This is a genomic window from Streptomyces sp. Ru62 (assembly GCF_002920615.1).
Classification (GTDB): Bacteria; Actinomycetota; Actinomycetes; order Streptomycetales; family Streptomycetaceae; genus Streptomyces.
In genome coordinates this window covers 115,020-140,623 of sequence record NZ_PQSU01000005.1, presented here as the reverse complement: position 1 = coordinate 140,623, position 25,604 = coordinate 115,020, and the positions used below count along the sequence as shown (strand labels likewise).

The following is a 25,604-nucleotide window of genomic DNA, read 5'->3' as shown; positions in this document are numbered from 1 at the left end:
TTCGGCCGTCCGGGCGAACCCTCGACGCCCTTGGGGTTTCCCGGAGTTGGCGCCTCGGACCGGTCACACAGAGCGAGCTCCGGCAGGGGGTCACCCGACCGGCGCGAGCGCCCCGCGCACGGGTGGCGCAGCCCTGTTCGCACACCGCGACTCCTCAGTCACGCTACGCTCACGAAGGCGGTGGCGCAGATCGCGCCAACCCCACATCAGACCGTCACCTCACCCAGGCAGCCCCACTTCACCCCCAGGAACCCCACCTCCGGCCACTCCACGGCACTTCACGGCACTTCACGGCAGAACGGCACAAGGCGACGAATGCCCCAGCACACCTCCGGGTCCGACCGGGCGGCGATCCCCCCAGCCGCCCGCGACGGTGGCAGCGTGCGACCGCCCGCTCCCTCGACACTCGACGAGCTGTGGCGGTCGTACAAGGCGACGGGGGACGACCGGCTGCGGGAGCAGCTGATCCTGCACTACTCGCCGCTGGTCAAGTACGTGGCCGGCCGGGTCAGCGTCGGGCTGCCGCCCAATGTGGAGCAGGCCGACTTCGTCTCCTCGGGCGTGTTCGGGCTGATCGACGCGATCGAGAAGTTCGACATCGACCGGGAGATCAAGTTCGAGACGTACGCGATCACCCGGATCCGCGGCGCGATGATCGACGAGCTGCGGGCGCTGGACTGGATCCCCCGCTCGGTCCGGCAGAAGGCCCGCAACGTCGAGCGTGCCTACGCCACCCTGGAGGCGCGGCTGCGGCGGACGCCGACGGAGGGGGAGGTCGCCGCCGAGCTGGACATGGAGGTCGACGAACTGCACGCCGTGTTCAGTCAGTTGTCGCTGGCCAACGTCGTCGCCCTGGAGGAGCTGCTGCACGTCGGCGGCGAGGGCGGGGACCGGCTCAGCCTGATGGACACGCTGGAGGACACCGCCGCCGACAATCCGGTGGAGGTGGCCGAGGACCGCGAGCTGCGGCGGTTCCTGGCGCGGGCGATCAACACGCTGCCCGAGCGGGAGAAGACCGTCGTCACCCTGTACTACTACGAGGGGCTCACCCTCGCCGAGATCGGCAACGTGCTCGGGGTCACCGAGAGCCGGGTCAGCCAGATCCACACCAAGTCGGTGCTCCAGCTGCGGGCCAAGCTGGCGAGCTTCGGGCGCTGACTCCTCCCTTCCGGGACGGCGTGTCCGTAAAGTGGTCGGCGTGCCAAGGATTCGAGCGGCCTCCGTGGCCGAACACCGGTCGATGCAGCGAGCCGCCCTGCTGGACGCGGCTCGGTCCCTGCTGTCCGAGGGCGGGACGGAGGCGCTGACCTTTCCCGCGCTGGCCGAGCGGACGGGGCTGGCGCGGTCGTCCGTGTACGAGTACTTCCGGTCCCGGGCCGCCGTGGTCGAAGAGCTGTGCGAGGTCGACTTCCCGGTGTGGGCGGCGGAGGTCGCGGCGGCGATGGAGCGGGCCGGGACGGCCGAGGGCAAGGTCGAGGCGTATGTACGGCGGCAGCTCGCGCTGGTGGGGGACCGGCGGCACCGGGCGGTCGTCGCCATCTCCGCGAGCGAGCTGGATGCCGGGGCCCGGGAGAAGATCCGTGCGGCCCACGGGGGGCTCGTCGCGATGATCGTCGAGGCGCTGGAGGAGCTGGGGCACGAGCAGCCCCGGCTGGCGGCGATGTTGGTGCAGGGGGTCGTGGACGCGGCGGTACGGCGCATCGAGCTGGGCGCGGCCGAGGACCCCACGGTGGTGACGGACGCGGCCGTGGCCATGGCACTTCGAGGCGTGAACGGCTGAACCCGGCCAACGCCGACCAGGGTCGGTGACGTTCCCAGCGCCGTGCCCCGAAGGGGGCGCGGCGAACTGCGCGAGCGGCCACGGCTCGCCTGCGGCCGGCTCACGACCGTAGCGATCTGGCCGGCCCCGCGGCCGACGGCACGGCAGCGCCCCGAAGGGGGCGCGGACGCGAGCGGCCACGACCGGCCCGTGGCCGGCTCGCGACCGGAGTGACCTCGCAGGGCCCCGGTGTGAACGACCGATCGGGCCCCTCCCCGCAGCCAAGGCACACCCGCCCCGCTAAGACTCAACCGGCAGCAATCTCGACGGCCCCCCGCCCAGCCACGGTGGCAGCACGGACAGCGGGTTCACGTACGCGTCTCCCCGCAGCAGACCCCAGTGCACGCACGTCCGTGTCCCGCAGTGGGACCCCGTCGGCTCCACCATCCCGACCACCGCCCCGGCCCCCACCTCCTCCCCTTTCCGGACCGACGCCCGCACCGGCTCGTACGTCGTCCGCAGATCCGTCCCCCGCAGTTCCACCGAGACCACGCCCCGCCCCGCCACCCGCCCCGCGAACAGCACTCGGCCCGGTGCGATCGCCCGTACGGGCGCCCCGGCCGGCGTTCCCAGATCGACCCCCCGGTGCCCGGGGCCGTACACCGTCGCCGGTGGTTCCCAGCCACGCAGGACCGGTGGGCGGGCACCGACCGGCCAGACGCGGGCCACGGTCGGCACGGGGGCCGTCGGAGGGCGCGGCGGCTCCACGGGAGGGGTGTCCGCCCAGGCCAGAGGCGTGAGCAGGGCCAGCCCCAACCCCAGGCCCGACGCCAGGCCGAGGACCAGCGCCGGCCACAGCAGCGCACATCGCATCGTTCGTCGCATGCCGACACCGTCCCGCACACCCGCCGATCGTGGCCTGACCCTGTGGACCACTCGCCGGTTGTGGACAGCGGCGTCACCCGGTGCCTCGCCGGTCCCGTACACTTCTTCTGGCGATCCGGGTCACCGGGTCGACTTCGCACGCCCCGGTACGGCAGCCGGCAACGGTTCGTACCACGCGCCCCTCGGTCCTTCGCGGCACGGCGCATCGCGGGCGTCAGGCGCGACCGCCGTCCGGCGGACGCGGCACAACCGAGAACACCAAGGAGAAACGGCCATGGCCGTCGTCACGATGCGGGAGCTGCTGGAGAGCGGCGTCCACTTCGGTCACCAGACCCGTCGCTGGAACCCGAAGATGAAGCGCTTCATCTTCACCGAGCGCAACGGCATCTACATCATCGACCTGCTCCAGTCGCTGTCGTACATCGACCGCGCCTACGAGTTCGTCAAGGAGACCGTCGCCCACGGCGGCACGGTCATGTTCGTCGGCACGAAGAAGCAGGCGCAGGAGGCCATCGCCGAGCAGGCCACCCGCGTCGGCATGCCCTACGTCAACCAGCGCTGGCTGGGCGGCATGCTCACCAACTTCTCGACCGTCTACAAGCGTCTGCAGCGCCTCAAGGAGCTTGAGCAGATCGACTTCGAGGACGTCGCCGCGTCCGGTCTGACCAAGAAGGAGCTTCTCGTGCTCTCGCGCGAGAAGGCCAAGCTGGAGAAGACCCTCGGCGGTATCCGCGAGATGCAGAAGGTGCCCAGCGCCGTCTGGATCGTGGACACCAAGAAGGAGCACATCGCCGTTGGTGAGGCCCGGAAGCTGAACATCCCGGTCGTCGCGATCCTCGACACCAACTGCGACCCCGACGAGGTCGACTACAAGATCCCGGGCAACGACGACGCGATCCGCTCCGTCACCCTGCTCACCCGCGTGATCGCCGACGCCGTCGCCGAGGGCCTCATCGCCCGCTCCGGCGTCGCCACCGGCGACAAGGGCGAGAAGGCCGCGGGCGAGCCGCTCGCCGAGTGGGAGCGTGACCTGCTCGAGGGTGAGAAGAAGGACGAGGCTCCGGCCGCCGAGGCCGAGAAGCCGGCCGAGGCCGCTGCCGAGGCTCCGGCTGCCGAGGCTCCGGCTGTCGAGGCTCCGGCCGCCGAGGCCGAGCAGGCCTGACGCCGATCCGTCAGCGTTCGACGGCGGGGGCGGGACATGACTCCGCCCCCGCTGTTCACCCGTAGGTCGGCACGACGTACGCGGTCCGCGTTCCCCTGGGACCTGGACCGCCGACCGTGCGGATCTGAAGATCTTCCAGACTTCGAGAAAGACTCACAGACTCATGGCGAACTACACCGCCGCCGACGTCAAGAAGCTCCGTGAGCTGACCGGCGCCGGCATGATGGACTGCAAGAAGGCGCTGGACGAGGCCGAGGGCAACGTCGAGAAGGCCGTCGAGGCGCTGCGCATCAAGGGCCAGAAGGGCGTCGCCAAGCGCGAGGGCCGCTCCGCCGAGAACGGCGCCGTGGTCTCCATCATCGCCGACGACAACTCCTCCGGTGTCCTGGTCGAGCTGAAGTGCGAGACGGACTTCGTCGCCAAGGGCGAGAAGTTCCAGGCCGTGGCCAACGCCATCGCCGAGCACGTCGCCAAGACGAACCCGGCCGACCTCCAGGCCCTGCTGGCCTCCGAGATCGAGCCCGGCAAGACCGTCCAGGCGTACGTCGACGAGGCCAACGCCAACCTCGGCGAGAAGATCGTCCTGGACCGCTTCGCGCAGTTCTCCGACGGCTACGTCACCGCCTACATGCACCGCACCATGCCCGACCTGCCCCCGCAGATCGGTGTCCTGGTCGAGCTCGACAAGCCGAACGCCGAGGTCGCCAAGGGCGTCGCCCAGCACATCGCCGCCTTCGCGCCGAAGTACCTCTCCAAGGAGGACGTGCCGGCCGACGTCGTCGAGTCCGAGCGCCGCATCGCCGAGGAGACCACCCGCGCCGAGGGCAAGCCCGAGGCCGCGATCGGCAAGATCGTCGAGGGTCGTCTCAACGGCTTCTTCAAGGACGCCACGCTGCTCGGCCAGCCGTACGCGCTCGACAACAAGAAGTCGGTCCAGAAGGTGCTGGACGAGGCCGGTGTCACCCTGAAGCGCTTCTCGCGCATCAAGGTCGGCATCTGAGTCCGTACCGCGATCGACGCGCGACCCCCGGAGAAATCCACGAGGAAATCCCGATAGGGTCGACCGCAGTCGTCCGCGCACACCGCCACACCCCGGCGTGGGGCGGACGGCAGCAGATCTGACGAGGAGGCCATTGCCGCGCATGGGAGCGAAAAGCAACCCCATCGGCAATGGCCTTCTTCGTATGTGCAACACGTGAAAGAGTTGGGATCCCCATGACCACCAAGGCCCAGAAGAGCGACGACGGCAAAGTACGCGGCCGGTTTCTGCTGAAGCTGTCCGGAGAGGCCTTCTCCGGTGGCGGGGGACTGGGCGTCGACCCGGACGTGGTGCACAAGATCGCCCGTGAGATCGCGGCCGTCGTGCGCGACGGCGCCCAGATCGCGGTCGTCATCGGCGGCGGCAACTTCTTCCGCGGCGCCGAACTCCAGCAGCGCGGCATGGACCGTGCCCGCTCCGACTACATGGGCATGCTCGGCACCGTGATGAACTGCCTCGCCCTCCAGGACTTCCTGGAGAAGGAGGGCATCCAGTCCCGCGTGCAGACCGCCATCACCATGGGCCAGGTCGCCGAGCCGTACATCCCGCTGCGCGCCGTGCGCCACCTGGAGAAGGGCCGCGTGGTCATCTTCGGCGCCGGTATGGGCATGCCCTACTTCTCCACCGACACCACCGCCGCCCAGCGCGCCCTGGAGATCGACGCCGAGGCGCTGCTCATGGGCAAGAACGGCGTGGACGGGGTCTACGACTCCGACCCCAAGACCAACCCCGACGCCGTCAAGTTCGACGCTCTCGGCTACGGCGAGGTCATCACCCGGGACCTCAAGGTCGCCGACGCCACCGCCATCACGCTGTGCCGCGACAACAAGCTCCCGATCCTCGTCTTCGAGCTTCTCGCGGAGGGCAATATCGCCCGTGCCGTCAAGGGTGAGAAGATCGGCACGCTGGTGGGTGACCAGGGCAGCCGGGACTGACCCCGGATCAACCCGGCCGGTGATGTGCGGCCCTGTGAGGGGGCCGGACCCCGGCCGGGGGATGGACAATGTCCTGCCGGTCGGGAACCGTGCAGGAAGAAGACGCGACGCAGCCGGCCGCCGACCGAGTTCAGGAACCGCAGCCGGGCCTTACTCAAGACACGCAGGAGCAAGTGGTGATCGAAGAGACCCTCCTCGAAGCCGAGGAGAAGATGGAGAAGGCCGTCGTGGTCGCCAAGGAGGACTTCGCCGCGATCCGCACCGGCCGTGCGCACCCGGCGATGTTCAACAAGATCGTGGCCGACTACTACGGTGCCCCGACGCCGATCAACCAGCTGGCCTCGTTCTCCGTGCCGGAGCCGCGCATGGCGGTCGTGACCCCGTTCGACAAGAGCGCGCTGCGCAACATCGAGCAGGCCATCCGCGACTCCGACCTGGGCGTCAACCCCAGCAACGACGGCAACATCATCCGGGTGGTGTTCCCCGAGCTGACCGAGGAGCGCCGCCGCGAGTACATCAAGGTGGCCAAGGGCAAGGGCGAGGACGCCAAGGTCTCGATCCGCTCGGTGCGCCGCAAGGCCAAGGACGCCATCGACAAGCTGATCAAGGACGGCGAGGTCGGCGAGGACGAGGGCCGTCGTGCGGAGAAGGAGCTCGACGACACCACGGCGAAGTACGTCGCCCAGGTGGACGAGCTCCTCAAGCACAAGGAAGCGGAGCTGCTCGAAGTCTGATGAGCGACTCTTCCTGGGGGGCGCCGCCATCAGCGGGCCAGGCCGGGTACTGGGGGCCCACCGGGGGTGGGCCCGCCCAGCCTGTCCCGGGGGCCGGCCCGGCGGGTCCCGCATACGATGCGCCTGAGGCGCAGCAGACTCGCCCCATGTCCATCGTGCCCGACGCCCCCGTGTACGGCGGAGGAGACCAGGACGACGACCGGGGGGCCGCTCGGCTGAGCGGCCCCTTGTTCCGAGACGAGACGTTCCAGGCCCGGGAACTCCCGGCCGAGACCCAGAACCCGGAGCCCATGCCCGACGTCCCGCAGCCGGCGCCAGCGCCGCAGAAGAAGAGCGCGGGCCGTGACCTGAGCGCGGCCATAGGCGTCGGCGTCGGGCTGGGTGTGGTGATCGTCGCGTCCCTGTTCATCGTCAAGGCCGTGTTCGTCGGCGTGATCGCGGTCGCCGTCGTCGTCGGTCTGTGGGAGCTGACCAGCAGGCTCCAGGAACGCAAGGGCATCAAGGCGCCGCTGGTGCCGCTCGCGGTCGGCGGCGCGGCGATGGTCGTCGCCGGCTATGTGCGGGGGGCCGAGGGGGCGTGGGTCGCCATGGCGCTGACGGCGCTGGCCGCGCTGGTCTGGCGGATGACGGAGCCGCCGGAGAACTACCTCAGGGACGTCACGGCCGGCCTCTTCGCCGCGTTCTACGTGCCGTTCCTGGCCACGTTCGTCGCGATGATGCTCACCGCCGAGGACGGCCCCTGGCGGGTGCTCACCTTCCTGCTCCTGACGGTCGTCAGCGACACCGGCGCCTACGCGGTCGGCTGGCGCTTCGGCAAGCACAAGCTCGCTCCGCGCATCAGCCCCGGCAAGACCCGCGAGGGACTGCTGGGCGCGGTGCTGTTCGCGATGGTCGCCGGCGCGCTGTGCATGCAGTTCCTGATCGACGACGGGAGCTGGTGGCAGGGCCTGCTGCTGGGCCTCGCGGTAGCGGTCAGCGCCACGCTGGGGGACCTCGGCGAATCCATGATCAAGCGGGATCTGGGCATCAAGGACATGGGCACCTTGCTTCCCGGTCACGGCGGCATCATGGACCGGCTCGACTCGCTGCTGCCCACGGCGCCGGTGGTGTGGCTGCTGATGGTGATCTTCGTCGGCTCCACGTGAGCGGCCCGTCCCCGTGAGCGCCACGGCTTTTCGGCCCCCGTCCTGAAACAGGGCGGGGGCCGTCGTCGTACCCGTTCCACTCCGCCGTACCCGGATGCCGCAGCAGGAGTCGGCGGGCGGTGCCGGTGCGCGGCAGACTCCCTCAGAGGACGGCCGTTCCACCACCGCCCGGCGACGCAGCAGGGAGTGAGCCGATGCCCCTCGACCCGACGTCCATGTCGGCCGACCCGGTGCCCGCCTCCGCTGCCCCCGGTCCCGCTTCCACCCCGCCACCCCCGCCCATCCGGTTCTGGCCCGTCGACGACCTGCCCGCGCTCGCCCCCGATCCCTTGCTGGACGTGCTGTCGCGTGAGGAACCGGTCGCGCGGATCAGGTTGCCGTACGGCGAGGGGTGCGCCTGGCTGGTCACGCGTTACGAGGACGTCCGGTTCGTCACCTCGGACCCGCGTTTCTCCCGGGAACGGGTCGTCGGCCGTGCCGTCACCACGATGCGCCCGGTGCCGGTGGCCTCGCAGACGGCGGGCCTGCAGTACATCGATCCGCCCCGGCACACCCGGCTGCGCCGGGTCGTCGCCCGCGCGTTCACCGGGCGGAGCATGCGGCGGCTGCGACCGCTCGCGGAGCGCAGGGCCGCCGGCCTGCTCGACGCGATGGAACGCGCCGGCGCCCCGGCCGACCTCATGGAGCACCTGCACGGACCCTTCCCGATCGCCGTGCTCCGCGACTTCCTCGGCGTGGCGGAGGAGGACTGGCACCGCTGGGCCGCGACGGGCGAGGCCCTGCTGTCCGCGGGAGCCGGTTCGGAGCAGCGGGCCGCGGAGGCGGCCCGGACCACCCGGGCCCTGATCACCGAACTGCTCCGGAGGCGCCGAGACGATCCCCGCGACGACCTGGCCGGCGTGCTGGCGCAGGCCACCGCGGCCGGCGAGATCACCGACGACGAGGCGGTCTCCCTCGCCATCGCCGTCCAGGTCAGCGGCGGCCACGCGGTCCGCAACAACAGCGGTTCGATGATGTACGCGCTGCTCACCCACCCCGGCCACCTGGACCGGCTGCGCCGCGAGCCGGAGCTGCTGCCCCGGGCCCTGGAGGAGCTGTTCCGCTACGTCCCGCACCGCAACGGCGTCGGCATCCCCCGTGTCGCCACTGAGGATGTGGAGGTCGGCGGCCGGCTGATCCGGGCCGGTGACGTCGTCTACAACGCCTACCTCGCCGCCAACCGCGACCCCGAGGTCTTCCCCGACCCCGGCGCCCTGGACTTCGACCGCGACAACCTCGCCCACGTGGCGTTCGGGCACGGCCCGCACCACTGCCTGGCCGCCGTCATGGCCCGCATGGAGGCCGAGGTCATGATCGGCGCCGTACTCACCCGCTTCCCCGGCATCCGCCTGGCCGTGCCGCCCGAGGAGGTGGAGTTCCAACGGCAGGGTCTGATCCGCGGGCCGAGGTCCCTGCCCGTGACGTGGTGAACCGTCGCATGGCAAAGTACGCAGGAACACAGGGGGGAACATGATCTTTCTACTGCTCGGCGTCCTGGCGCTCGTCATCGGCGGCTGCGTGTGCGTGGTGTGGGCGGAGCGCGGCGGCCCACGCTGGGTCCGGGTCGTCGCCGCCCTCACGCGCGGCGCGGGCGAACTGGTGAGCAGCGCCCAGAAGAGCCGGGGCCGGGGCGGCAGCGGGGACACCGACGACGACTAGGAACGGCCCCCTCACGCACGCGCCGGGCCACCCGTTTGGATCTGCGACACTGGTAGGACCATGCCCAAGCCCGGAGAACTCACTTTCGTCGCGCCGCGCGGAGCCAAGAAGCCGCCGCGGCATCTCGCCGACCTTACGCCCGCCGAGCGCAAGGACGCGGTGGCCGGGATCGGTGAGAAGCCGTTCCGTGCCAAGCAGCTCTCGCAGCACTACTTCGCGCGGTACGCGCACGACCCGGAGCAGTGGACCGACATCCCCGCCGGTTCCCGCGCCAAGCTCCAGGAGGCGCTGTTCCCGGAGCTGATGACCGTCGTGCGGCATCTGTCCACCGACCAGGGGACCACGCGCAAGACGCTGTGGCGGCTGTTCGACGGGACGCTGGTCGAGTCCGTGCTGATGCGGTACCCGGACCGGGTCACCATGTGCATCAGCTCGCAGGCCGGGTGCGGTATGAACTGCCCGTTCTGCGCGACCGGGCAGGCGGGGCTGGACCGGAACCTGTCCACCGCGGAGATCGTCCACCAGATCGTGGACGGCATGCGGGCGCTGCGGGACGGCGAGGTGCCCGGTGGGCCCGCGCGGCTGTCCAACATCGTCTTCATGGGGATGGGCGAGCCCCTCGCCAACTACAAGCGGGTCGTCGGCGCCATCCGGGCGCTCACCGACCCGGCCCCGGACGGGCTGGGCCTCTCGCAGCGCGGGATCACCGTCTCCACCGTCGGGCTCGTGCCGGCCATCCACCGGTTCGCCGACGAGGGCTTCAAGTGCCGGCTCGCGATCTCCCTGCACGCCCCCGACGACGAGCTGCGGGACACCCTCGTCCCCGTGAACACGCGGTGGAAGGTGCGCGAGGTGCTGGACGCCGGGTTCGAGTACACGGAGAAGTCCGGGCGCCGGCTGTCCATCGAGTACGCGCTCATCCGCGACATCAACGACCAGGCGTGGCGGGGGGACAGGCTCGGGCGGCTGCTGAAGGGCAAGCCCGTGCACGTCAACCTCATCCCGCTGAACCCGACGCCGGGGTCGAAGTGGACCGCGTCGCGGCCGGAGGACGAGAAGGCGTTTGTGGAGGCCATCGCCGCGCACGGTGTGCCCGTCACCGTCCGGGACACCCGTGGACAGGAGATCGACGGGGCCTGCGGTCAGCTCGCGGCCACCGAGCGGTAATCTGACCCCGTCCACATATCTTCATATTCCGACAGGGGAGCGCCACAGCGCTGAGAGTGCGGCACCGGGCCGCAGACCCTCTGAACCTCGCCCAGGTCATTCTGGGTAGGGAGTTCGGTCATCACTCAAGCTGTTGCGCCCTGCCCGGGCTCCCCGGCGGAGCCCGGGCGGGGCCGCGTCTCTTCCTGGCCAACCCCAGGAGGACATCCAGTGCACAACAAGACCTTCGTGGCCGTGGCGGTCGGGCTCGGCCTGATCGGCCTGTCCGCGTGCGGTTCCGGCGGGAGCGGGTCGTCCGCGGACTCCAAGACGGTGACCCTCGTCAGCCACGACTCGTGGGCCGTCTCCAAGAACGTGCTGAAGGACTTCGAGAAGCAGTCCGGGTACAAGGTCAGGGTCCTCAAGGACGGGGACGCCGGGCAGGCCGTCAACAAGGCCGTCCTGACCAAGGACAACCCGCAGGGCGACGTCTTCTTCGGCGTCGACAACACCCTGCTGTCCCGGGCCCTGGACAACGGGCTCTTCCAGCCGTACCAGGCCAAGGGCTACGACACGGTCCGGCCCGAGTTCCGCGTCGACCAGGACAAGCACCGGGTCACGCCCGTCGACACCGGCGACATCTGCGTCAACTACGACAAGGCCTGGTTCAGCGCGCACAAGCTGACGCCGCCGCAGTCCTTCGCCGACCTCGCCGAGCCGCAGTACAAGAACCTCCTCGTCACCGAGAACGCGGCCACCTCCTCGCCGGGCCTCGGCTTCCTGCTCGGCAGCGCCGCGCAGTTCGGCGACGGGGGCTGGCAGGGCTACTGGAAGAAGCTGAAGGCCAACGGCGTCAAGGTCGTCGACGGCTGGGAGCAGGCCTACTACCAGGAGTTCTCCGGCTCCTCCGAGGGCAGGAAGGCGGGCGGCGACCGGCCGCTCGTGGTGTCGTACGCCTCCTCCCCGCCCGCCGAGGTGATCTACGCCAAGAAGCGGCCCGGCACCGCCCCGACCGGGGTGTCCTACGGGACCTGCTTCCGGCAGACCGAGTACGCCGGGCTGCTGAGCAACGCGAAGAACACCAAGGGCGGCAAGGCGTTCCTCGACTTCCTGCTCACCAAGGAGTTCCAGCAGGACATGCCGCTGAACATGTTCGTCTACCCGGTCGTGCAAGGGGCCGCCGTCCCCGCCGACTTCACCGAGTACGGGCCGGCCGCCAAGGATCCCCGGACCATGGCCCCGGACAAGATCGCCGCCAACCGCGACCAGTGGGTCAAGGCGTGGACGTCACTCGTACTGAAGTGACCGCCCGCGTGAGGGACAGGCGCGGGAACGCGGCGCGGCTCGGCCTCATGGCCCTGCCCGTCGCGTTCTTCGCGCTGTTCTTCGCCTGGCCCGTGGCCGCGATCGTCGCGCGCGGGCTGAGGACGGACGGCGCCTGGCACCTCGGGCGGATCGCGGACGTCGTCACCCAGCCGGACATCCGGCACGTGCTGTGGTTCACCACCTGGCAGGCGCTCGCCTCCACCGCGCTCACCCTGCTGCTCGCCCTGCCCGCCGGCTACGTCTTCGCCCGCCTCGACTTCCCGGGCAAGCAACTCCTGCGGGCCGTCGTCACCGTCCCGTTCGTGCTGCCGACCGTCGTCGCGGGCAGCGCCTTCCTGGCGCTGGTCGGCCGGGGCGGGCTGCTGGACGAGCTGTGGGGGGTACGGCTGGACACCACGGTCTGGGCGATCCTGCTGGCCCATGTCTTCTTCAACTTCGCGGTCGTCGTGCGGACCGTGGGCGGGCTGTGGGCGCAGCTCGACCCCCGGCAGGAGGAGGCCGCCCGGATGCTGGGCGCCTCCCCGCTGACGGCCTGGCGGAAGGTCACCCTCCCCGCGCTCGCGCCCGCCGTGGCCGCCGCCTCCCTGATGGTGTTCCTGTTCACCTTCACCTCCTTCGGTGTGGTGCAGATCCTCGGCGGCCCCACCTTCTCCACCCTCGAAGTGGAGATCTACCGGCAGACCTCGGAGGTCTTCGACCTGTCCACGGCCGCCGTCCTCACCCTGGTCCAGTTCGCGGCGGTCGGCGCGGTCCTCGCCGTGCACGCCTGGACGGTACGGCGCCGGGAGACCGCGCTGCGGCTCGTGGACCCGAAGGTGACGGCCCGGCGCCCGCGCGGCGCCGGACAGTGGGCCCTGCTCGTCTCGGTCCTCGCCGTCGTGGCGCTGCTGCTGGTCCTGCCGCTCGCCGTCCTCGTCCGCCGCTCCCTGGACGCGCCCGGCCTCGGCTACTACCGGGCGCTGACCCACACGGACGGCGGTACGTTCCTGGTGGCGCCCGTGCACGCGGTGTGGACCTCGCTCCAGTACGCGGTCGCGGCCACCGCCGTCGCCGTGGTGATCGGTGGGCTCGCCGCCGCCGCGCTGGCCCGGCGGGACGCGGGACGGCTGGTGCGGGGCTTCGACGCGCTGTTGATGCTGCCGCTCGGCGTCTCCGCCGTGACCGTCGGCTTCGGCTTCCTGATCGCGCTGGACAAGCCGCCGCTGGACCTGCGCCAGTCCTGGGTCCTGGTGCCGCTCGCCCAGGCGCTGGTCGGCGCCCCGTTCGTCGTACGGACCATGCTGCCCGTGCTGCGCGCGGTGGACGTCCGGCTCAGGGAGGCGGCGGCCGTGCTGGGCGCCTCGCCCTGGCGGGTGTGGCGGGAGGTGGATCTGCCGCTGGTGCGGCGGGCGTTGCTGGTCGCGGCCGGGTTCGCGTTCGCCGTGTCGCTGGGCGAGTTCGGGGCCACCGTGTTCATCGCCCGGCCCGACAACCCGACGCTCCCGGTCGCGGTGGCCAGGCTGCTCAGCCGTCCCGGCGACCTCAACTACGGCCAGGCGATGGCCCTTTCCACGATTCTCATGGTGGTGTGCGCCGCCGCGCTGCTCGTCCTGGAGCGGCTGCGGACCGACCGGACGGGGGAGTTCTAGATGCTGCTGAGCCTGGATGCCGCGACCGTGCGCTTCGGCGGGCGGGCCGTGCTCGACGCCGTCGGCCTCGAAGTCGCCGAGCACGAGGTGGTGTGCGTCCTCGGACCCAGCGGCAGCGGGAAGTCGACGCTGCTGCGGGCCGTGGCCGGGCTCCAGCCCCTGTCCGGTGGACGGATCCTGCTCGACGGCCGGGACCAGGCGGGCGTACCCGCGCACCAGCGGGGCGTCGGACTGATGTTCCAGGACCACCAGTTGTTCCCGCAGCGGGACGTCGGCGCGAACGTGGCGTTCGGGCTGCGCATGCACGGCGTCGCCAAGGGGGAACGGGACGCCGAGGTGGGCCAGTTGCTGGAGCTGGTCGGGCTGCCCGGCGCCGCGCGGCGGGCGGTGGCCTCGCTGTCCGGCGGCGAGCAGCAGCGCGTGGCCCTCGCCCGGGCGCTCGCGCCCCGGCCCCGGCTGCTGATGCTGGACGAGCCGCTGGGCCAGCTGGACCGCTCGCTGCGGGAACGGCTGGTGGTCGAACTGCGGGAGCTGTTCGGCCGGTTGGGGACGACCGTGCTGGCCGTGACCCACGACCAGGGAGAGGCGTTCGCGCTGGCCGACCGGGTGGTGGTGATGCGGGACGGGCGCATCGCCCAGTCCGGGACGCCGCTCGATGTGTGGCAGCGCCCCGCCGACGCGTTCGTGGCCCGCTTCCTCGGCTTCGAGAACGTGGTCCCGGCGACCGTCGCCGGCACGGTCGCCGACAGCCCGTGGGGCAAGCTGCCGGTGCCGGACGGCTCCGCGCAGGGCCACCGCACGGTCCTCGTCCGCCCGGCCGGCGTCCGGCTCGTGCCCGCCGACCAGGGCCTGGCGTGCACGGTGACCGCCCGCACCTTCAAGGGCACCCATGTGGCCGTCCACCTCCAGCCGGCGGACGGCCCCCGACTGGAGGCGGCCTGCCCGCTCCGGGACGCACCGGAGCCCGGCGCCTCGGTCGGCGTGGAGTTCGACGTGGCCGAAACCGTCGTGCTCGACTGATCATCGCGTCCTTGGGGTGAGGCCATGCCTCTGCTCGCGCATGACCGCTACTGCGACGAGATCGCCCAGCACACCGAGCGGTTGAGAGCCGTGGTGACCTCGGGCGCCGACCTGTCCCCCCACCGTGCCGACCTGCCCCGACTGGTCGCTGGAGGACCTCGTACGCCATATGGGGGCGCCCTGCGCTGGGTCCACGCCCTGGTGCGCACCCGGGCGCGGGGGAACATCCCGCCGGACGAGGTGCCGCTGGGCGTCGGCACCGAGGAGCGCGGGGACGCGGCGGCCCTGGGCCAGTGGCTCGCCGGCACGGGCCAGCTGGTCGTCGGCGCGTTGCGCGAGGCCGGCTCCGACACCGGGAGTGTGGGCGTGGACCGGGATGCTGAACTCCGGCTGCCGGCTGCCGCTGGACACGCCCGGACTGGAGGTGCTCGGCGATCGCGTGGTGCTGGAGTTCTGGCTGGCGCGGACCACGTTCGGCTGACGCGCCCCGGCCCGCCCCCTGGGCACAGGGGACGGGCCGGGGCGGTACGGCGGTGAGGTCAGCCGTTGCGGCTCGCCCCACGGCGGCGCATGCCGAACCAGACGGCGCCACCGCCGACGACGACCAGGAGCGCCGCGACGCCGGCTATCAGACCGGTGTTGGAGTTCGCACCGGTCTCGGCGAGGTTGGACTCACCGGCCGCCGGGGACGGCGCGTTCTCGGCGGTACCGGCCGGGGCGGAGCTCGATCCCGAGGCCGACGGGGCCGGGGTCGCCGGCTGGGCCGGGGCGGACTTGCCCGGCGACGACGACGGTGACGGCGACGGGGTCGCGCTGGCCGTCGGCTTCGGGGTCTCGCTCTCGGTCTTGCAGGCGGTGGACGGGGTCACCAGGTCCGGCTGGATGTCCTCGTCGACGATGTTGCCTGCCTTGACGTGGATCCGGTACGTGGCGCTCGGCTTCCAGTCCTCGGAGAAGGTGATCCGGACGCCTTCCTTGGACCCCTTGACCGGCTGCTCGCCGACCTTGGTCTCGACGCCGCCGACGCCCTTGAGGAAGACGCTGACGGTGGCGTCCTTGGCGGACGCGTCGGTGTCGGTGACGACGATGACGCCCTTGTCGCCGTCGCACTTGGCTTCGGCGGAGAAGTCCTTGATGTTGCACGCGAGAGCGGAGCCGGCCAGTCCGAGCACCAGCGCCGCCGACCCGGAGGCGACACCCAGAACGCGCACGGAACGGCGTGCGCCACGGAGAGTCATGGACAACGTTTGTCCTTTACAGAGTGCCATTGCGGGGGGTGGACGGGGAGTTGGGGCGAGGGATGACACACGGACAGCTGAGGCCCCAGCAACCCCGGGAGGCTCCCAGGTCTATAAGCGCTCCATAAGGAGTGTCAACGCATCGGCCGTCAACGGCTGTTGACTTTGCCCGCTTATTAACCGCCCAGACGTTTGAGCGCGTCCGGAGCCTGCTCGATCCGGTCAACGAGGGCGATTCGGGACTCCATCGCCCGCCCCCGCGCCAGCGACCGGAGCAACGGCCAGGCCGGCAGCTCCCGCGTCCAGTGCCCGCTGTCCACGAGCACCATCGGGGTCGGCTCGCCGCGCGACTCGTAGTAGTTGGGCGTCGCGTTGTCGAAGATCTCCTGTACGGTCCCGGCGGCGCCCGGCAGGAAGACCACCCCGGCGGTGGAGCGGGCCAGCAGGCCGTCCTCGCGGGTGGCGTTGGCGAAGTACTTGGCGATGTGCGCGGCGAAGGCGTTGGGCGGCTCGTGGCCGTAGAACCAGGTGGGGATGCCCACCGAGTCCCCGCCTCCCGGCCAGCGCTCGCGCACCTCGAACGCGGCGCGCGCCCACTCGCTGACCGACGGCCGGAACGAGGGTGCCTTGGCGAGCAGCCGGAGCGCGTCGTCCAGCATGTCGTCGCCGAACGGAGCGGCGTAGGCACCGAGGTTGGCGGCCTCCATCGCGCCCGGTCCGCCGCCGGTGGCGACCGTGCAGCCGGCGCGGGCGAGTTCGCGGCCGAGCCGGGCGGCACCGGCGTACGCGTCGGTCCCACGGGCCATCGCGTGGCCGCCCATGACACCCACCACCCGGGCGCCGACGAGGAGTTCGTCCAGGGCGTCGGAGACGGCGTCGTCGTGGATCGAGCGGAGCATCGAGGAGAAGACGTCACCGTCGGCCTTCGTCCGCTGGAACCAGGCGTAGGCGCGCGCGTCCGGCGTCACCTCGTACCCCGCGTCCAGCCCCTCGAACAGCTCGTCGGGCGTGTAGACGAAGGCGCGGTACGGGTCGAACGGGAGCCCCGGTACCGGCGGGAACACCAGGGCCCCGGCGGCCCGGACCCGGGCGGCGGCCTCCGGGTCCATCGGGCAGCCGAGGAAGACGGCGCCCGTGGTGTCGAGGCGGAGCAGGGCGTCCGTACGGCTGGTCAGGTCGACGGCCTGGACCCGGAACCGGGCGAGCGAGCCGTGTTCGGCGACCACCTCGTCGAACTCGGCGAGGGACTCTATCTCGCGGTCGTGGGCGGCGCGGTGCGGCTGGGCGGGTGTCGGTTGCACCCGCCCATGCTGGCACGGATGTTCGGGCCCCGGGGTCAGCTCTGGATGGCCGCCGGGTCCATCCACACGACCTCCCAGGTGTGGCCGTCGAGGTCGTCGAAGGCGCGGCCGTACATGAAGCCCTGGTCCTGGGGCTCGCCGCTCGCCGTACCACCGGCCGCGATGGCCTTGTCGACCAGCTCGTCCACCTTCTCGCGGCTCTCGGCGCTCAGACAGATCAGCACCTCGCTCGTCGTCGTCGCGTCGGCGATCTCCTTCTTGGTGAAGGTCGCGTAGAACGGCTTGGTCAGCAGCATCGCGACGATGCTGTCGCTGATCACCACGGAGGCCGCCTTGTCGTCGCTGAACTGCGGGTTGATCGAGTAGCCGAGTTCCGTGAAGAACTTCTTGGAGGCGTCCAGGTCGTTCACGGGCAGGTTCACGAAGATCATCTGCTGGTACATGCGGGCCTCTCCCGTCCGGGTCGTGCGCGGTTCGTCGCGTTCGGTGGGTAGACCGGCGGCCCGCGCCGGACTCATCGGCGACCGCCGAAGTTTTTTCAGATCAGCGGCAGCGCCGACAGCGCGGCGATCCCGAGGGTGAGCGGGCCGAAGAGGGCCAGCAGGGCGGCCGCGCGGAGGGCGGCGGCGCCGCGCAGCATCGCGGTGGGCGCGCCGAGGCGGAGCAGCGCGGCGATGGTGTCGGCGCGGCACTGGCGGGCCTCCACGGCCGCGGTGAGGAGGGTGGCGAGCGTGGAGCCGGCGACGACGAACGCGCCGAGGGCGGACAGCGGGCCGAAGGCGGGGGCCGGGCCGGCGCCGTCGTACAGGGCGGTCATGGCGTAGCCGGCGGACGCCACCGCGCAGAGCACGCCCAGCGGGCGGCCGATCCGGGCGGCCTCCGCCATCAGGACCCGGCCGGCGAGCAGCCTCAGCGCCCCCGGGCGGGAGCACTGCAGGAGTCGTCCGCACAGATGGGTGAGGCCGGGGGAGGCCAGGACGAGACCGGTGGCGGTGAGGAGCCAGCCGAGGAGCACGGCGAGGGAGGGTGCGGGCGTGGAGCGGCCGGCGTAGGCCTGTACGGCCAGTCCGGCGGTGACGAGGGCCACGCCCCAGGGCAGGCCGGCGGGGGGCTGGACCTCGGTGTCCGGTGCGGGTGCGGAGGGTTCGGGGTCGGGTCCCGTTCCCTGCGCTGCCTCGTCGCCGCCCGTGGGACGCGGGTCCGCTGCCGCCCGTGCCCGCGGGGACGCTGCCGCGCGTCCCCGGAAGCGCCCCGCCGCCCCGAACGTCTCCTTCTTCGGCGACCCCCCGTACGCACCGAAGCGGCCGAAGCCCCGGCCGGTCCGGGGCGGGGGACCGGGTCCCGCGGGCGCAGGGCCAGGGCCACCGCCGTCGTCGCCGTGGCCGGGAGCAGGGCGAGGAGGGTCAGGGTCGCCGGGAGGGGGAGGGAACGGTCCGCGGCCAGGACGTCCGCCGCCGCGCCGTCGAACGGCATGCCCGTCAGGTCGCCGCGCAGGTGGAGGAAGACCAGCAGGGCCAGCAGCGAGCCCAGGGTGCAGGACAGGGCCGTCGTCAGGGCGGAGAGGGCCATGAGACGGGCCGGGCCGAGGCCCACGGCGGACAGGCCGGGGCGCGGCCGGGTGCCGGGGTCGGTGCGGGCGACCGCGAGCGCCAGGTACACCGTGGCGGCGAGCGGCACCGCGCACCAGGCCAGGCGCAGCGCGGAGGCGTCCGCGGCCTCGGGGTGGTTCAGGGCGTGGCCGAGGCAGGACAGCAGCAGGAAACCGGTGCCCGCCGAGGCCGCGGCCACCAGCAGGCGGCGCAGTTGGACGGCGGGCCGGGCGGCACGGGTCAGACGGAGAGCGAGCACGCGGCCCGGCCTTCCGTGTCGGGGCTGTCCGGCAGGTGCACGGTGTGCACGCGCCGCCCGTCCAGCAGGGCCACCGTGCGGTCGGCGAGGGCGGCGGTCTCGGCGTCGTGCGTGGCGAGGACGACCGTGATGCCGTGCGAGCGGGCCGCCGCGGTGAGGGTGCGCAGGACGTGGCCGCGGTCGGCGCGGTGCAGCGGGGCCGTGGGTTCGTCGGCGAAGAGGACCGTGGGGCCGGGGGCGAGCGCGCGGGCGATGGCGACGCGCTGGCGTTCGGCGTGCTGGAGGTCGCGGGGGCGGCTGCGGGCCTTCTCGCCGACGTCCAGCCGCTCCAGCCACTCCAGCGCGGCCACCTTGGCCCGGCGGCGCCCGGTGCCGCGCAGCATCAGCGGGAGCGCGGCGTTCTCCCACACGTTCAGCTCGGGGACCAGGAACGGCTCGGGGTCGATCCAGCCGAAGCGGTCACGGCGCAGCCGCTCGCGGGCCATCGGGCCGAGCGTGTGCACGGGGGAGCTGTTGAACCACACCTCGCCGCACCGCACCGGCTCCAGGCCGGACAGGCAGCGCAGCAGTGTCGTCTTGCCGCTGCCGCGCGGGCCGCTGACGGCGAGGATCTCGCCCTGCCGTACGCCGAGCGAGACCCCGGCGAGTCCGGGGGAGCCGTCGCGGTGGCTGAAGTGCAGGGAGCGTGCCCAGAGCACGTCGTTGTCCGGCGGAGCCTCCATGGGCGTACACCTCGGTTCAGATCCGTTTTCCCGTGCCTGTTCCTCCGTCCGGGGGAACGAGGGCTGGGCCGATCGGTCACTGGCACGCTAGGCAGGTCCCGGACGGGAGCCCGGACAGCACACGGCCCCGGGCCGCCGTTCTCACTCGAACGGAGCGCACCGGGGCCGGGGTCGGTCATCCCGTCGGATGATCAGAGCTTGGTCCACGCCTCCGTGAGGGTGGCCCGCAGGATCTGCTCGATCTCGTCGAAGGTCCCCTGGTCGGAGATCAGCGGCGGGGCGAGCTGGACGACCGGGTCGCCGCGGTCGTCGGCACGGCAGTACAGGCCGTTGTCGAACAGCGCCTTGGAGAGGAAGCCGTACAGGACGCGCTCGGTCTCCTCGTCGTTGAAGGACTCCTTGGTGTTCTTGTCCTTCACCAGCTCGATGCCGTAGAAGAAGCCGTTGCCGCGGACGTCGCCGACGATCGGCAGGTCGTGCAGCTTCTGCAGGGTCCGCAGGAAGGCGCCCTCGTTGTCCAGGACGTGCTGGGTGAGGTTCTCGCGCTCGAACAGGTCGAGGTTGGCGAGGCCCACCGCGGCCGACACGGGGTGGCCGCCGAAGGTGTAGCCGTGCAGGAAGGTGTTGTCGCCCTTGTAGAACGGCTCGGCGATCCGGTCGGAGACGATGCACGCGCCGATCGGGGAGTAGCCCGAGGTCATGCCCTTGGCGCAGGTGATCATGTCCGGGACGTAGCCGAACTTGTCGCAGGCGAACATCGTGCCGAGGCGGCCGAAGGCGCAGATGACCTCGTCCGACACGAGCAGCACGTCGTACTGGTCGCAGATCTCGCGCACGCGCTGGAAGTAGCCGGGCGGCGGCGGGAAGCAGCCGCCGGCGTTCTGCACCGGCTCCAGGAAGACCGCGGCGACGGTCTCCGGGCCCTCGAAGAGGATCTGCTGCTCGATCTGGTCGGCGGCCCAGCGGCCGAAGGCCTCCGGGTCGTCGCCGTGGATGGGCGCGCGGTAGATGTTGGTGTTCGGGACCTTGTGCGCACCCGGCACCAGCGGCTCGAAGGGGGCCTTCAGAGCCGGCAGGCCGGTGATCGACAGGGCGCCCTGCGGGGTGCCGTGGTAGGCGACCGCGCGGGAGATGACCTTGTACTTGGTCGGCTTGCCCTGGAGCTTGAAGTACTGCTTGGCGAGCTTCCAGGCGGTCTCGACGGCCTCGCCGCCGCCGGTGGTGAAGAAGACCTTGTTCAGGTCGCCCGGGGCGTAGTCGGCGAGGCGCTCGGCCAGCTCGACGGCCTTGGGGTGGGCGTAGGACCACACCGGGAAGAAGGCGAGCTCCTGGGCCTGCTTGAAGGCGGTCTCGGCGAGTTCCGTGCGGCCGTGACCGGCCTGGACCACGAACAGACCCGCCAGACCGTCGAGGTAGCGCTTGCCCTTGTCGTCGTAGATGTAGGTGCCCTCACCCCGGACGATGGTCGGGACGGGGGAGTTCTCGTACGAGGACATGCGGGTGAAGTGCATCCACAGGTGGTCGTACGCGGTGCGGCTGAGGTCCTTGCTGCTCACGGTTATCGGGTCCTCACGGTTATCGGGTTCCCCACATGTAGGTCTGCTTCTTGAGCTTCAGGTAGACGAAGCTCTCGGTGGAGCGCACTCCGGGCAGGGACCGGATGCGTTTGTTGATGACGTCCAGCAGGTGGTCGTCGTCCTCGCAGACGATCTCGGCGAGGATGTCGAACGAGCCCGCGGTCATCACCACGTACTCGACTTCCGACATGTCAGTCAGCGCGTCCGCGATCTTCTCGACATCGCCCTCGGCGTTGATCCCGACCATCGCCTGCCGGCGGAAGCCCACGGTGAGCGGGTCCGTGACGGCGACGATCTGCATCACGCCCTGGTCCAGCAGCTTCTGCACGCGCTGCCGCACGGCCGCCTCGGACAGGCCGACGGCCTTGCCGATCGCGGCGTACGGCCGGCGGCCGTCCTCCTGGAGCTGCTGGATGATGGCGAGGGAGACGGCGTCCAGCTGGGGACTGCCGCCGTTCCTGGACTCGCGGGACGAGTCCCTCTGGTCTGCGCTTCGACTGGCCACGGCCTCACTGTGCACGACGTCTCGACAGTTTCGCAAGGCCCGATCGATGAAATTCGTTGTTTGCGCGACTCCACCTTGCGGATTTCGCAGAAGTGGTCGCGGTGGGGGTGTTGAAAACGTCGGTACGCCGACTAGGGTGGGTGTCTCAGAGATCGGACAGCTTGAACCAGATCAGGAGGCCGGCAGTGAGCACCGAGCTGCGTCGTCTGCGCAACTACATCGACGGTGAGTTCCGGGACGCCGCCGACGGACGGACCACCGAGGTCGTCAACCCGGCGACGGGCGAGGCGTACGCCACCGCGCCGCTGTCCGGGCAGGCGGACGTGGACGCCGCCATGGAGGCCGCCGCCCGCGCCTTCCCGGGCTGGCGCGACACCACGCCGGCCGAGCGGCAGAAGGCCCTCCTGAAGATCGCCGACGCCTTCGAGGAGCGTGCGGAGGAGCTGATCGCGGCCGAGGTGGAGAACACCGGCAAGCCGGTCGGGCTCACCCGCTCCGAGGAGATCCCGCCGATGGTCGACCAGATCCGCTTCTTCGCGGGCGCGGCCCGGATGCTGGAGGGCCGCTCGGCCGGCGAGTACATGGACGGGATGACCTCGATCATCCGCCGTGAGCCGGTCGGCGTCTGCGCGCAGGTCGCGCCCTGGAACTACCCGATGATGATGGCCGTGTGGAAGTTCGCCCCGGCCATCGCCGCCGGCAACACGGTGGTCCTGAAGCCGTCGGACACCACCCCGGCCTCCACCGTCCTGATCGCCGACATCATCGGCTCGATCCTGCCCAAGGGCGTCTTCAACGTCATCTGCGGCGACCGCGACACCGGCCGCATGATGGTCGAGCACGACATCCCGGCCATGGCCTCCATCACCGGCTCCGTGCGCGCCGGCATGTCCGTCGCCGAGTCCGCCTCCAAGGACCTCAAGCGGGTGCACCTGGAGCTGGGCGGCAAGGCCCCGGTCGTCGTCTTCGAGGACACCGACATCGCCAAGGCCGTCGAGGACATCTCCGTGGCGGGCTTCTTCAACGCCGGCCAGGACTGTACGGCCGCCACCCGCGTCCTCGTCCAGGAGTCCATCCACGACGAGTTCGTGGCCGCGCTCGCCAAGGCCGCGTCCGAGACCAAGACCGGCCAGCCGGACGACGAGGACGTGCTCTTCGGCCCGCTGAACAACCCCAACCAGCTCAAGCAGGTCTCCGGCTTCATCGAGCGCCTCCCCGCCCACGCCAAGGTCGAGGCGGGCGGCCAGCAGGTCGGCGACAAGGGCTACTTCTACGCCCCGACCGTCGTCTCCGGCCTGAAGCAGGACGACGAGATCATCCAGAACGAGGTCTTCGGCCCGGTCATCACCGTGCAGTCCTTCACCGACGAGGACCAGGCCGTCGAGTGGGCCAACGGCGTCGAGTACGCGCTCGCGTCCTCGGTGTGGACCAAGGACCACGCCCGCGCGATGCGGATGTCCAAGAAGCTCGACTTCGGCTGCGTGTGGATCAACACCCACATCCCGCTGGTCGCCGAGATGCCGCACGGCGGCTTCAAGAAGTCCGGCTACGGCAAGGACCTGTCGGCGTACGGCTTCGAGGACTACACGCGGATCAAGCACGTGATGACGTCGCTGGACGGCTGACGGTCCCTGCCGGGTCCGGCCGTTGTCCGGCTGCGGGCGCGTGGGGCTGTTCGCGCAGTTCCCCGCGCCCCTTCGGGTGGCTGATCGACAACGTGCCGGATCGGCGACGGCCCGCTCGACGCAGCGTCGACTGTCTCTTCGCGCGGCGGGGCGGCATTCTGCCGGGGTGCCCCTGACTTCCTCCCGCAGGCCCCTTCTGTCCCGCCGCTCCCTCCTCGCCGCCCTCGGGGGCACCGCCGTGCTCGGTGCCCTGGGCGGCTGCGGGGTGCCCGCCGCCCGTGTGGCGCCCGCTGACCGGGCCGTGGCCGACGAGTCCGCGGGCGACAGAAGGCTGACCTGGGCGAACTGGCCGCTCTACATCGACACCGACGATGACGACCCGAACCTGCGGCCCACGCTGGAGGGGTTCGAGAAGCGCACCGGGATCACCGTCGACTACGTCGAGGAGATCAACGACAACGACGAGTTCTTCGGCAAGATCAGCCCCGCGCTGATGAGCCACCGGTCCACCGGCCGCGATCTGATCGTCATCAGCGACTGGATGTGCGCCCGGTACGTCCGGCTCGGCTGGGTCCAGGAGATGGACCGCGCCCACCAGCCGAACGTGGCCGGGCACCTCGACCCGCTGCTCCGCTCGCCCGCCTTCGACAGAGGCCGCCGGTTCACCGTGCCCTGGCAGTCCGGCATCACCGGCATCGCCTACAACCGCCGCGCGCTCGGCCGCGACGTACGCCGTGTCTGCGACCTGTGGGCCAAGGACCTCAAGGGCCGCGTGACCCTGCTGTCCGGCCTGGACGAGTCGTTCGCCCTGCTCATGCAGGGCAACGGCGTCGACATCACCCGGTGGACCGCGGACGACTTCCACCAGGTCTGCGACCAGGTGGAACGGCAGGTCCACCGCGGCCAGATACGCCGGTTCACCGGCAACGACTACACCAAGGACCTGGTCAGTGGGGACGTCCTCGCCTGCCAGGCGTACTCCGGCGACGTCATCCAGCTCCAGGCGGACAACCCCGACATCCGCTTCGTCGTCCCCGAGGAGGGCGCCGAGCTGTGGTCGGACTCCCTGATGATCCCCGACCGCGCCCGCCACAAGGCCAACGCCGAGCGCCTGATCGACTACTACTACGTCCCCGAGGTCGCCGCCCGGCTCGCCGCCTGGGTGAACTACGTCTGCCCGGTCCCGGCGGCCCGCGAGGTCCTGGCCGCCGCCAAGGACAAGGACACGGCCGCCCTCGCCGACAACCCCCTGATCTTCCCGGACTCCGCCATGCGCCGCCGCCTCGCCGTCGCCCGCGACATCACCTCCGCGGAACGCCCGGAGTTCACCCGGCGGTGGAACGGGATCGTGGGGCTCTAGCACACAGCCGCCGGGGTGCCGGGCTCACTTCAGGCCGCTGAGCATGACGCCCCTGATGTAGTACTTCTGGAGCAGCAGGAAGAGGAGCAGGACCGGGAGGATGCTCAGGACGAGGCCGGCCATGACGATGGGCATCGTGCGGGTCGGGTCGACGTGGTCCTGGAGCAGTTGGATGCCGACGGGCAGGGTCATCACGTCCGGGTTGGCGGTCGAGACGAGCAGCGCCCAGATGTACTCGTTCCAGGCGTCGACGAAGGTCAGCAGCCCGAGCGTGACCAGGACCGGCTTGGTCTGCGGTACGACGATCCGCCACCACACCGTGAACTCGCCGGCGCCGTCGATGCGTGCCGCCTCCAGGACCTCGTCCGGGATCGCGACCATGAACTGGCGGGTCAGGAAGATCCCGAAGCCGTTGACGAGGAACGGCACGGCGAGCGCCGCGACACTGACGGTCAGGCCGGCGCCACCGCGCCCGAACAGGTCGTTGCCGCCCGCCAGCGGCCAGTGCACCAGGATCAGGAAGTGCGGGATGAGGAAGAGGAACGGCGGGAACATCATCGTGGACAGCACGAGGCGGAAGACGAAGTCCCGGCCCGGGAAGCGCAGTTTGGCGAGCGCGTAGCCCGCGAGGGACGACGTGAGCAGCACCGATCCGGTGATCAGCGCGGTGGCGACCACGCTGTTGCGGAACAGCACGGGCAGGTCCAACTGGCCGATCGCCGCCCGGTAGTTGGAGAGGTCGAACGCCTGGGGCAGGAACCGGTACGGCAGCGTGCCGGACTCGCCGGGGCCCTTGAAGGACGTCATCACCATGTCGAGGAACGGCACCACCGTGAGCACGGCGCCGGTCACGACCACGAGGTACGACAGCCACGGGAAACGGCGACGGCTCACGCGTCCTCCCTCCTTCACGCGTCCCCCCTTCTTCACGCGTCCCCCCTTCTTCACGCC

Annotated in this window: 23 protein-coding genes, 2 pseudogenes and 1 riboswitch; of the genes and pseudogenes, 16 read left to right on the top strand and 9 right to left on the bottom strand. The window is 71.2% G+C overall.

The features are described 5' to 3' along the window. Window positions 1-315: 315 nt before the first annotated feature. The gene (whiG, locus tag C3492_RS08660; protein WP_103811160.1) at window positions 316-1,158 is read left to right on the top strand and encodes an RNA polymerase sigma factor WhiG; all 843 of its coding nucleotides are present in this window, start codon (window positions 316-318) and stop codon (window positions 1,156-1,158) included. Between the two features lie 64 nt (window positions 1,159-1,222). Then, window positions 1,223-1,780 carry a TetR/AcrR family transcriptional regulator gene (locus C3492_RS08655; protein WP_103811159.1) on the top strand — a complete coding sequence of 186 codons (558 nt, stop codon included), beginning with the start codon at window positions 1,223-1,225 and terminating at the stop codon, window positions 1,778-1,780. Window positions 1,781-2,059: 279 nt separating this feature from the next. Here C3492_RS08655 and C3492_RS08650 read toward each other — a convergent pair whose 3' ends face one another. Beyond that, on the bottom strand, window positions 2,060-2,644 hold the full coding sequence (locus C3492_RS08650) for a murein hydrolase activator EnvC (protein WP_258055564.1): 585 nt from the start codon (window positions 2,642-2,644) through the stop codon (window positions 2,060-2,062). Between the two features lie 274 nt (window positions 2,645-2,918). Here C3492_RS08650 and rpsB point away from each other — a divergent pair, with 274 nt between their 5' ends. From rpsB to C3492_RS46830, 12 genes and pseudogenes are all read left to right on the top strand, one after another. Beyond that, complete coding sequence (gene rpsB, locus C3492_RS08645) at window positions 2,919-3,806, top strand: 30S ribosomal protein S2 (RefSeq protein ID WP_103811157.1); 888 nt, start codon at window positions 2,919-2,921, stop codon at window positions 3,804-3,806. A 163-nt stretch (window positions 3,807-3,969) separates the two neighbouring features. Further along, entirely contained in the window at window positions 3,970-4,806 is an 837-nt protein-coding gene (tsf, locus tag C3492_RS08640) for a translation elongation factor Ts (protein ID WP_103811156.1), read from the top strand. A gap of 215 nt (window positions 4,807-5,021) precedes the next feature. Continuing rightward, entirely contained in the window at window positions 5,022-5,780 is a 759-nt protein-coding gene (pyrH, locus tag C3492_RS08635) for a UMP kinase (protein ID WP_014675284.1), read from the top strand. A 176-nt stretch (window positions 5,781-5,956) separates the two neighbouring features. Then, the gene (gene frr, locus C3492_RS08630) at window positions 5,957-6,514 is read left to right on the top strand and encodes a ribosome recycling factor (protein WP_014675285.1); all 558 of its coding nucleotides are present in this window, start codon (window positions 5,957-5,959) and stop codon (window positions 6,512-6,514) included. Then, window positions 6,514-7,659 carry a phosphatidate cytidylyltransferase gene (locus tag C3492_RS08625; RefSeq protein ID WP_103811155.1) on the top strand — a complete coding sequence of 382 codons (1,146 nt, stop codon included), beginning with the start codon at window positions 6,514-6,516 and terminating at the stop codon, window positions 7,657-7,659. The genes frr and C3492_RS08625 overlap by 1 nt, the downstream gene beginning before the upstream one ends. A 194-nt stretch (window positions 7,660-7,853) precedes the next feature. Then, window positions 7,854-9,128 (top strand): cytochrome P450, encoded by a 1,275-nt coding sequence (locus tag C3492_RS08620; protein WP_103811154.1) that lies wholly within the window; start codon window positions 7,854-7,856, stop codon window positions 9,126-9,128. A gap of 40 nt (window positions 9,129-9,168) precedes the next feature. Next, window positions 9,169-9,357, top strand: coding sequence for a hypothetical protein (locus C3492_RS08615; RefSeq protein ID WP_103811153.1), 189 nt, complete (start codon window positions 9,169-9,171; stop codon window positions 9,355-9,357). A 60-nt stretch (window positions 9,358-9,417) separates the two neighbouring features. After that, window positions 9,418-10,524, top strand: coding sequence for a 23S rRNA (adenine(2503)-C(2))-methyltransferase RlmN (rlmN, locus tag C3492_RS08610; protein ID WP_103811152.1), 1,107 nt, complete (start codon window positions 9,418-9,420; stop codon window positions 10,522-10,524). 23 nt (window positions 10,525-10,547) lie between these two features. Next, window positions 10,548-10,654, top strand: a riboswitch (TPP riboswitch). Between the two features lie 80 nt (window positions 10,655-10,734). Beyond that, on the top strand, window positions 10,735-11,808 hold the full coding sequence (locus tag C3492_RS08605) for a thiamine ABC transporter substrate binding subunit (protein WP_103811151.1): 1,074 nt from the start codon (window positions 10,735-10,737) through the stop codon (window positions 11,806-11,808). 47 nt (window positions 11,809-11,855) lie between these two features. Then, window positions 11,856-13,457: an iron ABC transporter permease gene (locus C3492_RS08600; protein ID WP_103811318.1), complete on the top strand. Its 1,602-nt coding sequence runs from the start codon at window positions 11,856-11,858 to the stop codon at window positions 13,455-13,457. Further along, complete coding sequence (locus C3492_RS08595) at window positions 13,458-14,477, top strand: ABC transporter ATP-binding protein (protein WP_103811150.1); 1,020 nt, start codon at window positions 13,458-13,460, stop codon at window positions 14,475-14,477. A 24-nt stretch (window positions 14,478-14,501) separates the two neighbouring features. After that, window positions 14,502-14,868: pseudogene (locus C3492_RS46830) on the top strand (maleylpyruvate isomerase N-terminal domain-containing protein); the annotation flags it as partial. Between the two features lie 148 nt (window positions 14,869-15,016). Here the strand turns inward: C3492_RS46830 and C3492_RS08585 are convergent. The 7 genes and pseudogenes from C3492_RS08585 to C3492_RS08555 all read right to left on the bottom strand — a co-directional run bounded on the left by C3492_RS08585 (window position 15,017) and on the right by C3492_RS08555 (window position 21,683). Beyond that, window positions 15,017-15,715 carry an LAETG motif-containing sortase-dependent surface protein gene (locus C3492_RS08585; protein ID WP_258055563.1) on the bottom strand — a complete coding sequence of 233 codons (699 nt, stop codon included), beginning with the start codon at window positions 15,713-15,715 and terminating at the stop codon, window positions 15,017-15,019. Window positions 15,716-15,891: 176 nt separating this feature from the next. Further along, on the bottom strand, window positions 15,892-17,016 hold the full coding sequence (locus tag C3492_RS08580; protein ID WP_103811149.1) for an LOG family protein: 1,125 nt from the start codon (window positions 17,014-17,016) through the stop codon (window positions 15,892-15,894). A 35-nt stretch (window positions 17,017-17,051) separates the two neighbouring features. Next, complete coding sequence (locus C3492_RS08575) at window positions 17,052-17,459, bottom strand: VOC family protein (RefSeq protein ID WP_103811148.1); 408 nt, start codon at window positions 17,457-17,459, stop codon at window positions 17,052-17,054. Window positions 17,460-17,554: 95 nt separating this feature from the next. Beyond that, window positions 17,555-18,864 (bottom strand): annotated as a pseudogene (locus C3492_RS08570) (hypothetical protein). Beyond that, on the bottom strand, window positions 18,846-19,586 hold the full coding sequence (locus C3492_RS08565) for an ABC transporter ATP-binding protein (protein WP_103811147.1): 741 nt from the start codon (window positions 19,584-19,586) through the stop codon (window positions 18,846-18,848). Before C3492_RS08565 ends, C3492_RS08570 begins: the two are co-directional and overlap by 19 nt. Before the next feature lie 191 nt (window positions 19,587-19,777). Beyond that, window positions 19,778-21,142 carry an aspartate aminotransferase family protein gene (locus C3492_RS08560; protein ID WP_103811146.1) on the bottom strand — a complete coding sequence of 455 codons (1,365 nt, stop codon included), beginning with the start codon at window positions 21,140-21,142 and terminating at the stop codon, window positions 19,778-19,780. A 19-nt stretch (window positions 21,143-21,161) separates the two neighbouring features. Beyond that, a complete protein-coding gene (locus tag C3492_RS08555) occupies window positions 21,162-21,683 on the bottom strand; it encodes an Lrp/AsnC family transcriptional regulator (protein WP_041665515.1) in 522 nt (173 codons plus the stop codon). Window positions 21,684-21,853: 170 nt separating this feature from the next. Here C3492_RS08555 and C3492_RS08550 point away from each other — a divergent pair, with 170 nt between their 5' ends. Both C3492_RS08550 and C3492_RS08545 read left to right on the top strand, forming a co-directional pair. Then, window positions 21,854-23,293 (top strand): gamma-aminobutyraldehyde dehydrogenase, encoded by a 1,440-nt coding sequence (locus C3492_RS08550; protein WP_031097257.1) that lies wholly within the window; start codon window positions 21,854-21,856, stop codon window positions 23,291-23,293. A gap of 166 nt (window positions 23,294-23,459) precedes the next feature. Beyond that, entirely contained in the window at window positions 23,460-24,653 is a 1,194-nt protein-coding gene (locus C3492_RS08545) for a spermidine/putrescine ABC transporter substrate-binding protein (protein ID WP_103811145.1), read from the top strand. Between the two features lie 24 nt (window positions 24,654-24,677). Here the strand turns inward: C3492_RS08545 and C3492_RS08540 are convergent, their stop codons facing one another. Next, a complete protein-coding gene (locus C3492_RS08540; protein ID WP_103811316.1) occupies window positions 24,678-25,547 on the bottom strand; it encodes a carbohydrate ABC transporter permease in 870 nt (289 codons plus the stop codon). Between the last annotated feature and the right edge of the window lie 57 nt (window positions 25,548-25,604).

Coding starts and splice junctions, on each gene's coding strand:
- C3492_RS08565 (WP_103811147.1), bottom strand. CDS start 19,586: ATGGAGGCTCCGCCGGACAACGACGTGCTCTGGGCACGCTCCCTGCAC.
- rlmN (WP_103811152.1), top strand. CDS start 9,418: ATGCCCAAGCCCGGAGAACTCACTTTCGTCGCGCCGCGCGGAGCCAAG.
- C3492_RS08595 (WP_103811150.1), top strand. CDS start 13,458: ATGCTGCTGAGCCTGGATGCCGCGACCGTGCGCTTCGGCGGGCGGGCC.
- C3492_RS08620 (WP_103811154.1), top strand. CDS start 7,854: ATGCCCCTCGACCCGACGTCCATGTCGGCCGACCCGGTGCCCGCCTCC.
- C3492_RS08625 (WP_103811155.1), top strand. CDS start 6,514: ATGAGCGACTCTTCCTGGGGGGCGCCGCCATCAGCGGGCCAGGCCGGG.
- C3492_RS08575 (WP_103811148.1), bottom strand. CDS start 17,459: ATGTACCAGCAGATGATCTTCGTGAACCTGCCCGTGAACGACCTGGAC.
- C3492_RS08600 (WP_103811318.1), top strand. CDS start 11,856: ATGGCCCTGCCCGTCGCGTTCTTCGCGCTGTTCTTCGCCTGGCCCGTG.
- rpsB (WP_103811157.1), top strand. CDS start 2,919: ATGGCCGTCGTCACGATGCGGGAGCTGCTGGAGAGCGGCGTCCACTTC.
- whiG (WP_103811160.1), top strand. CDS start 316: ATGCCCCAGCACACCTCCGGGTCCGACCGGGCGGCGATCCCCCCAGCC.
- pyrH (WP_014675284.1), top strand. CDS start 5,022: ATGACCACCAAGGCCCAGAAGAGCGACGACGGCAAAGTACGCGGCCGG.
- C3492_RS08585 (WP_258055563.1), bottom strand. CDS start 15,715: ATGACTCTCCGTGGCGCACGCCGTTCCGTGCGCGTTCTGGGTGTCGCC.
- tsf (WP_103811156.1), top strand. CDS start 3,970: ATGGCGAACTACACCGCCGCCGACGTCAAGAAGCTCCGTGAGCTGACC.
- C3492_RS08650 (WP_258055564.1), bottom strand. CDS start 2,644: ATGCGACGAACGATGCGATGTGCGCTGCTGTGGCCGGCGCTGGTCCTC.
- C3492_RS08615 (WP_103811153.1), top strand. CDS start 9,169: ATGATCTTTCTACTGCTCGGCGTCCTGGCGCTCGTCATCGGCGGCTGC.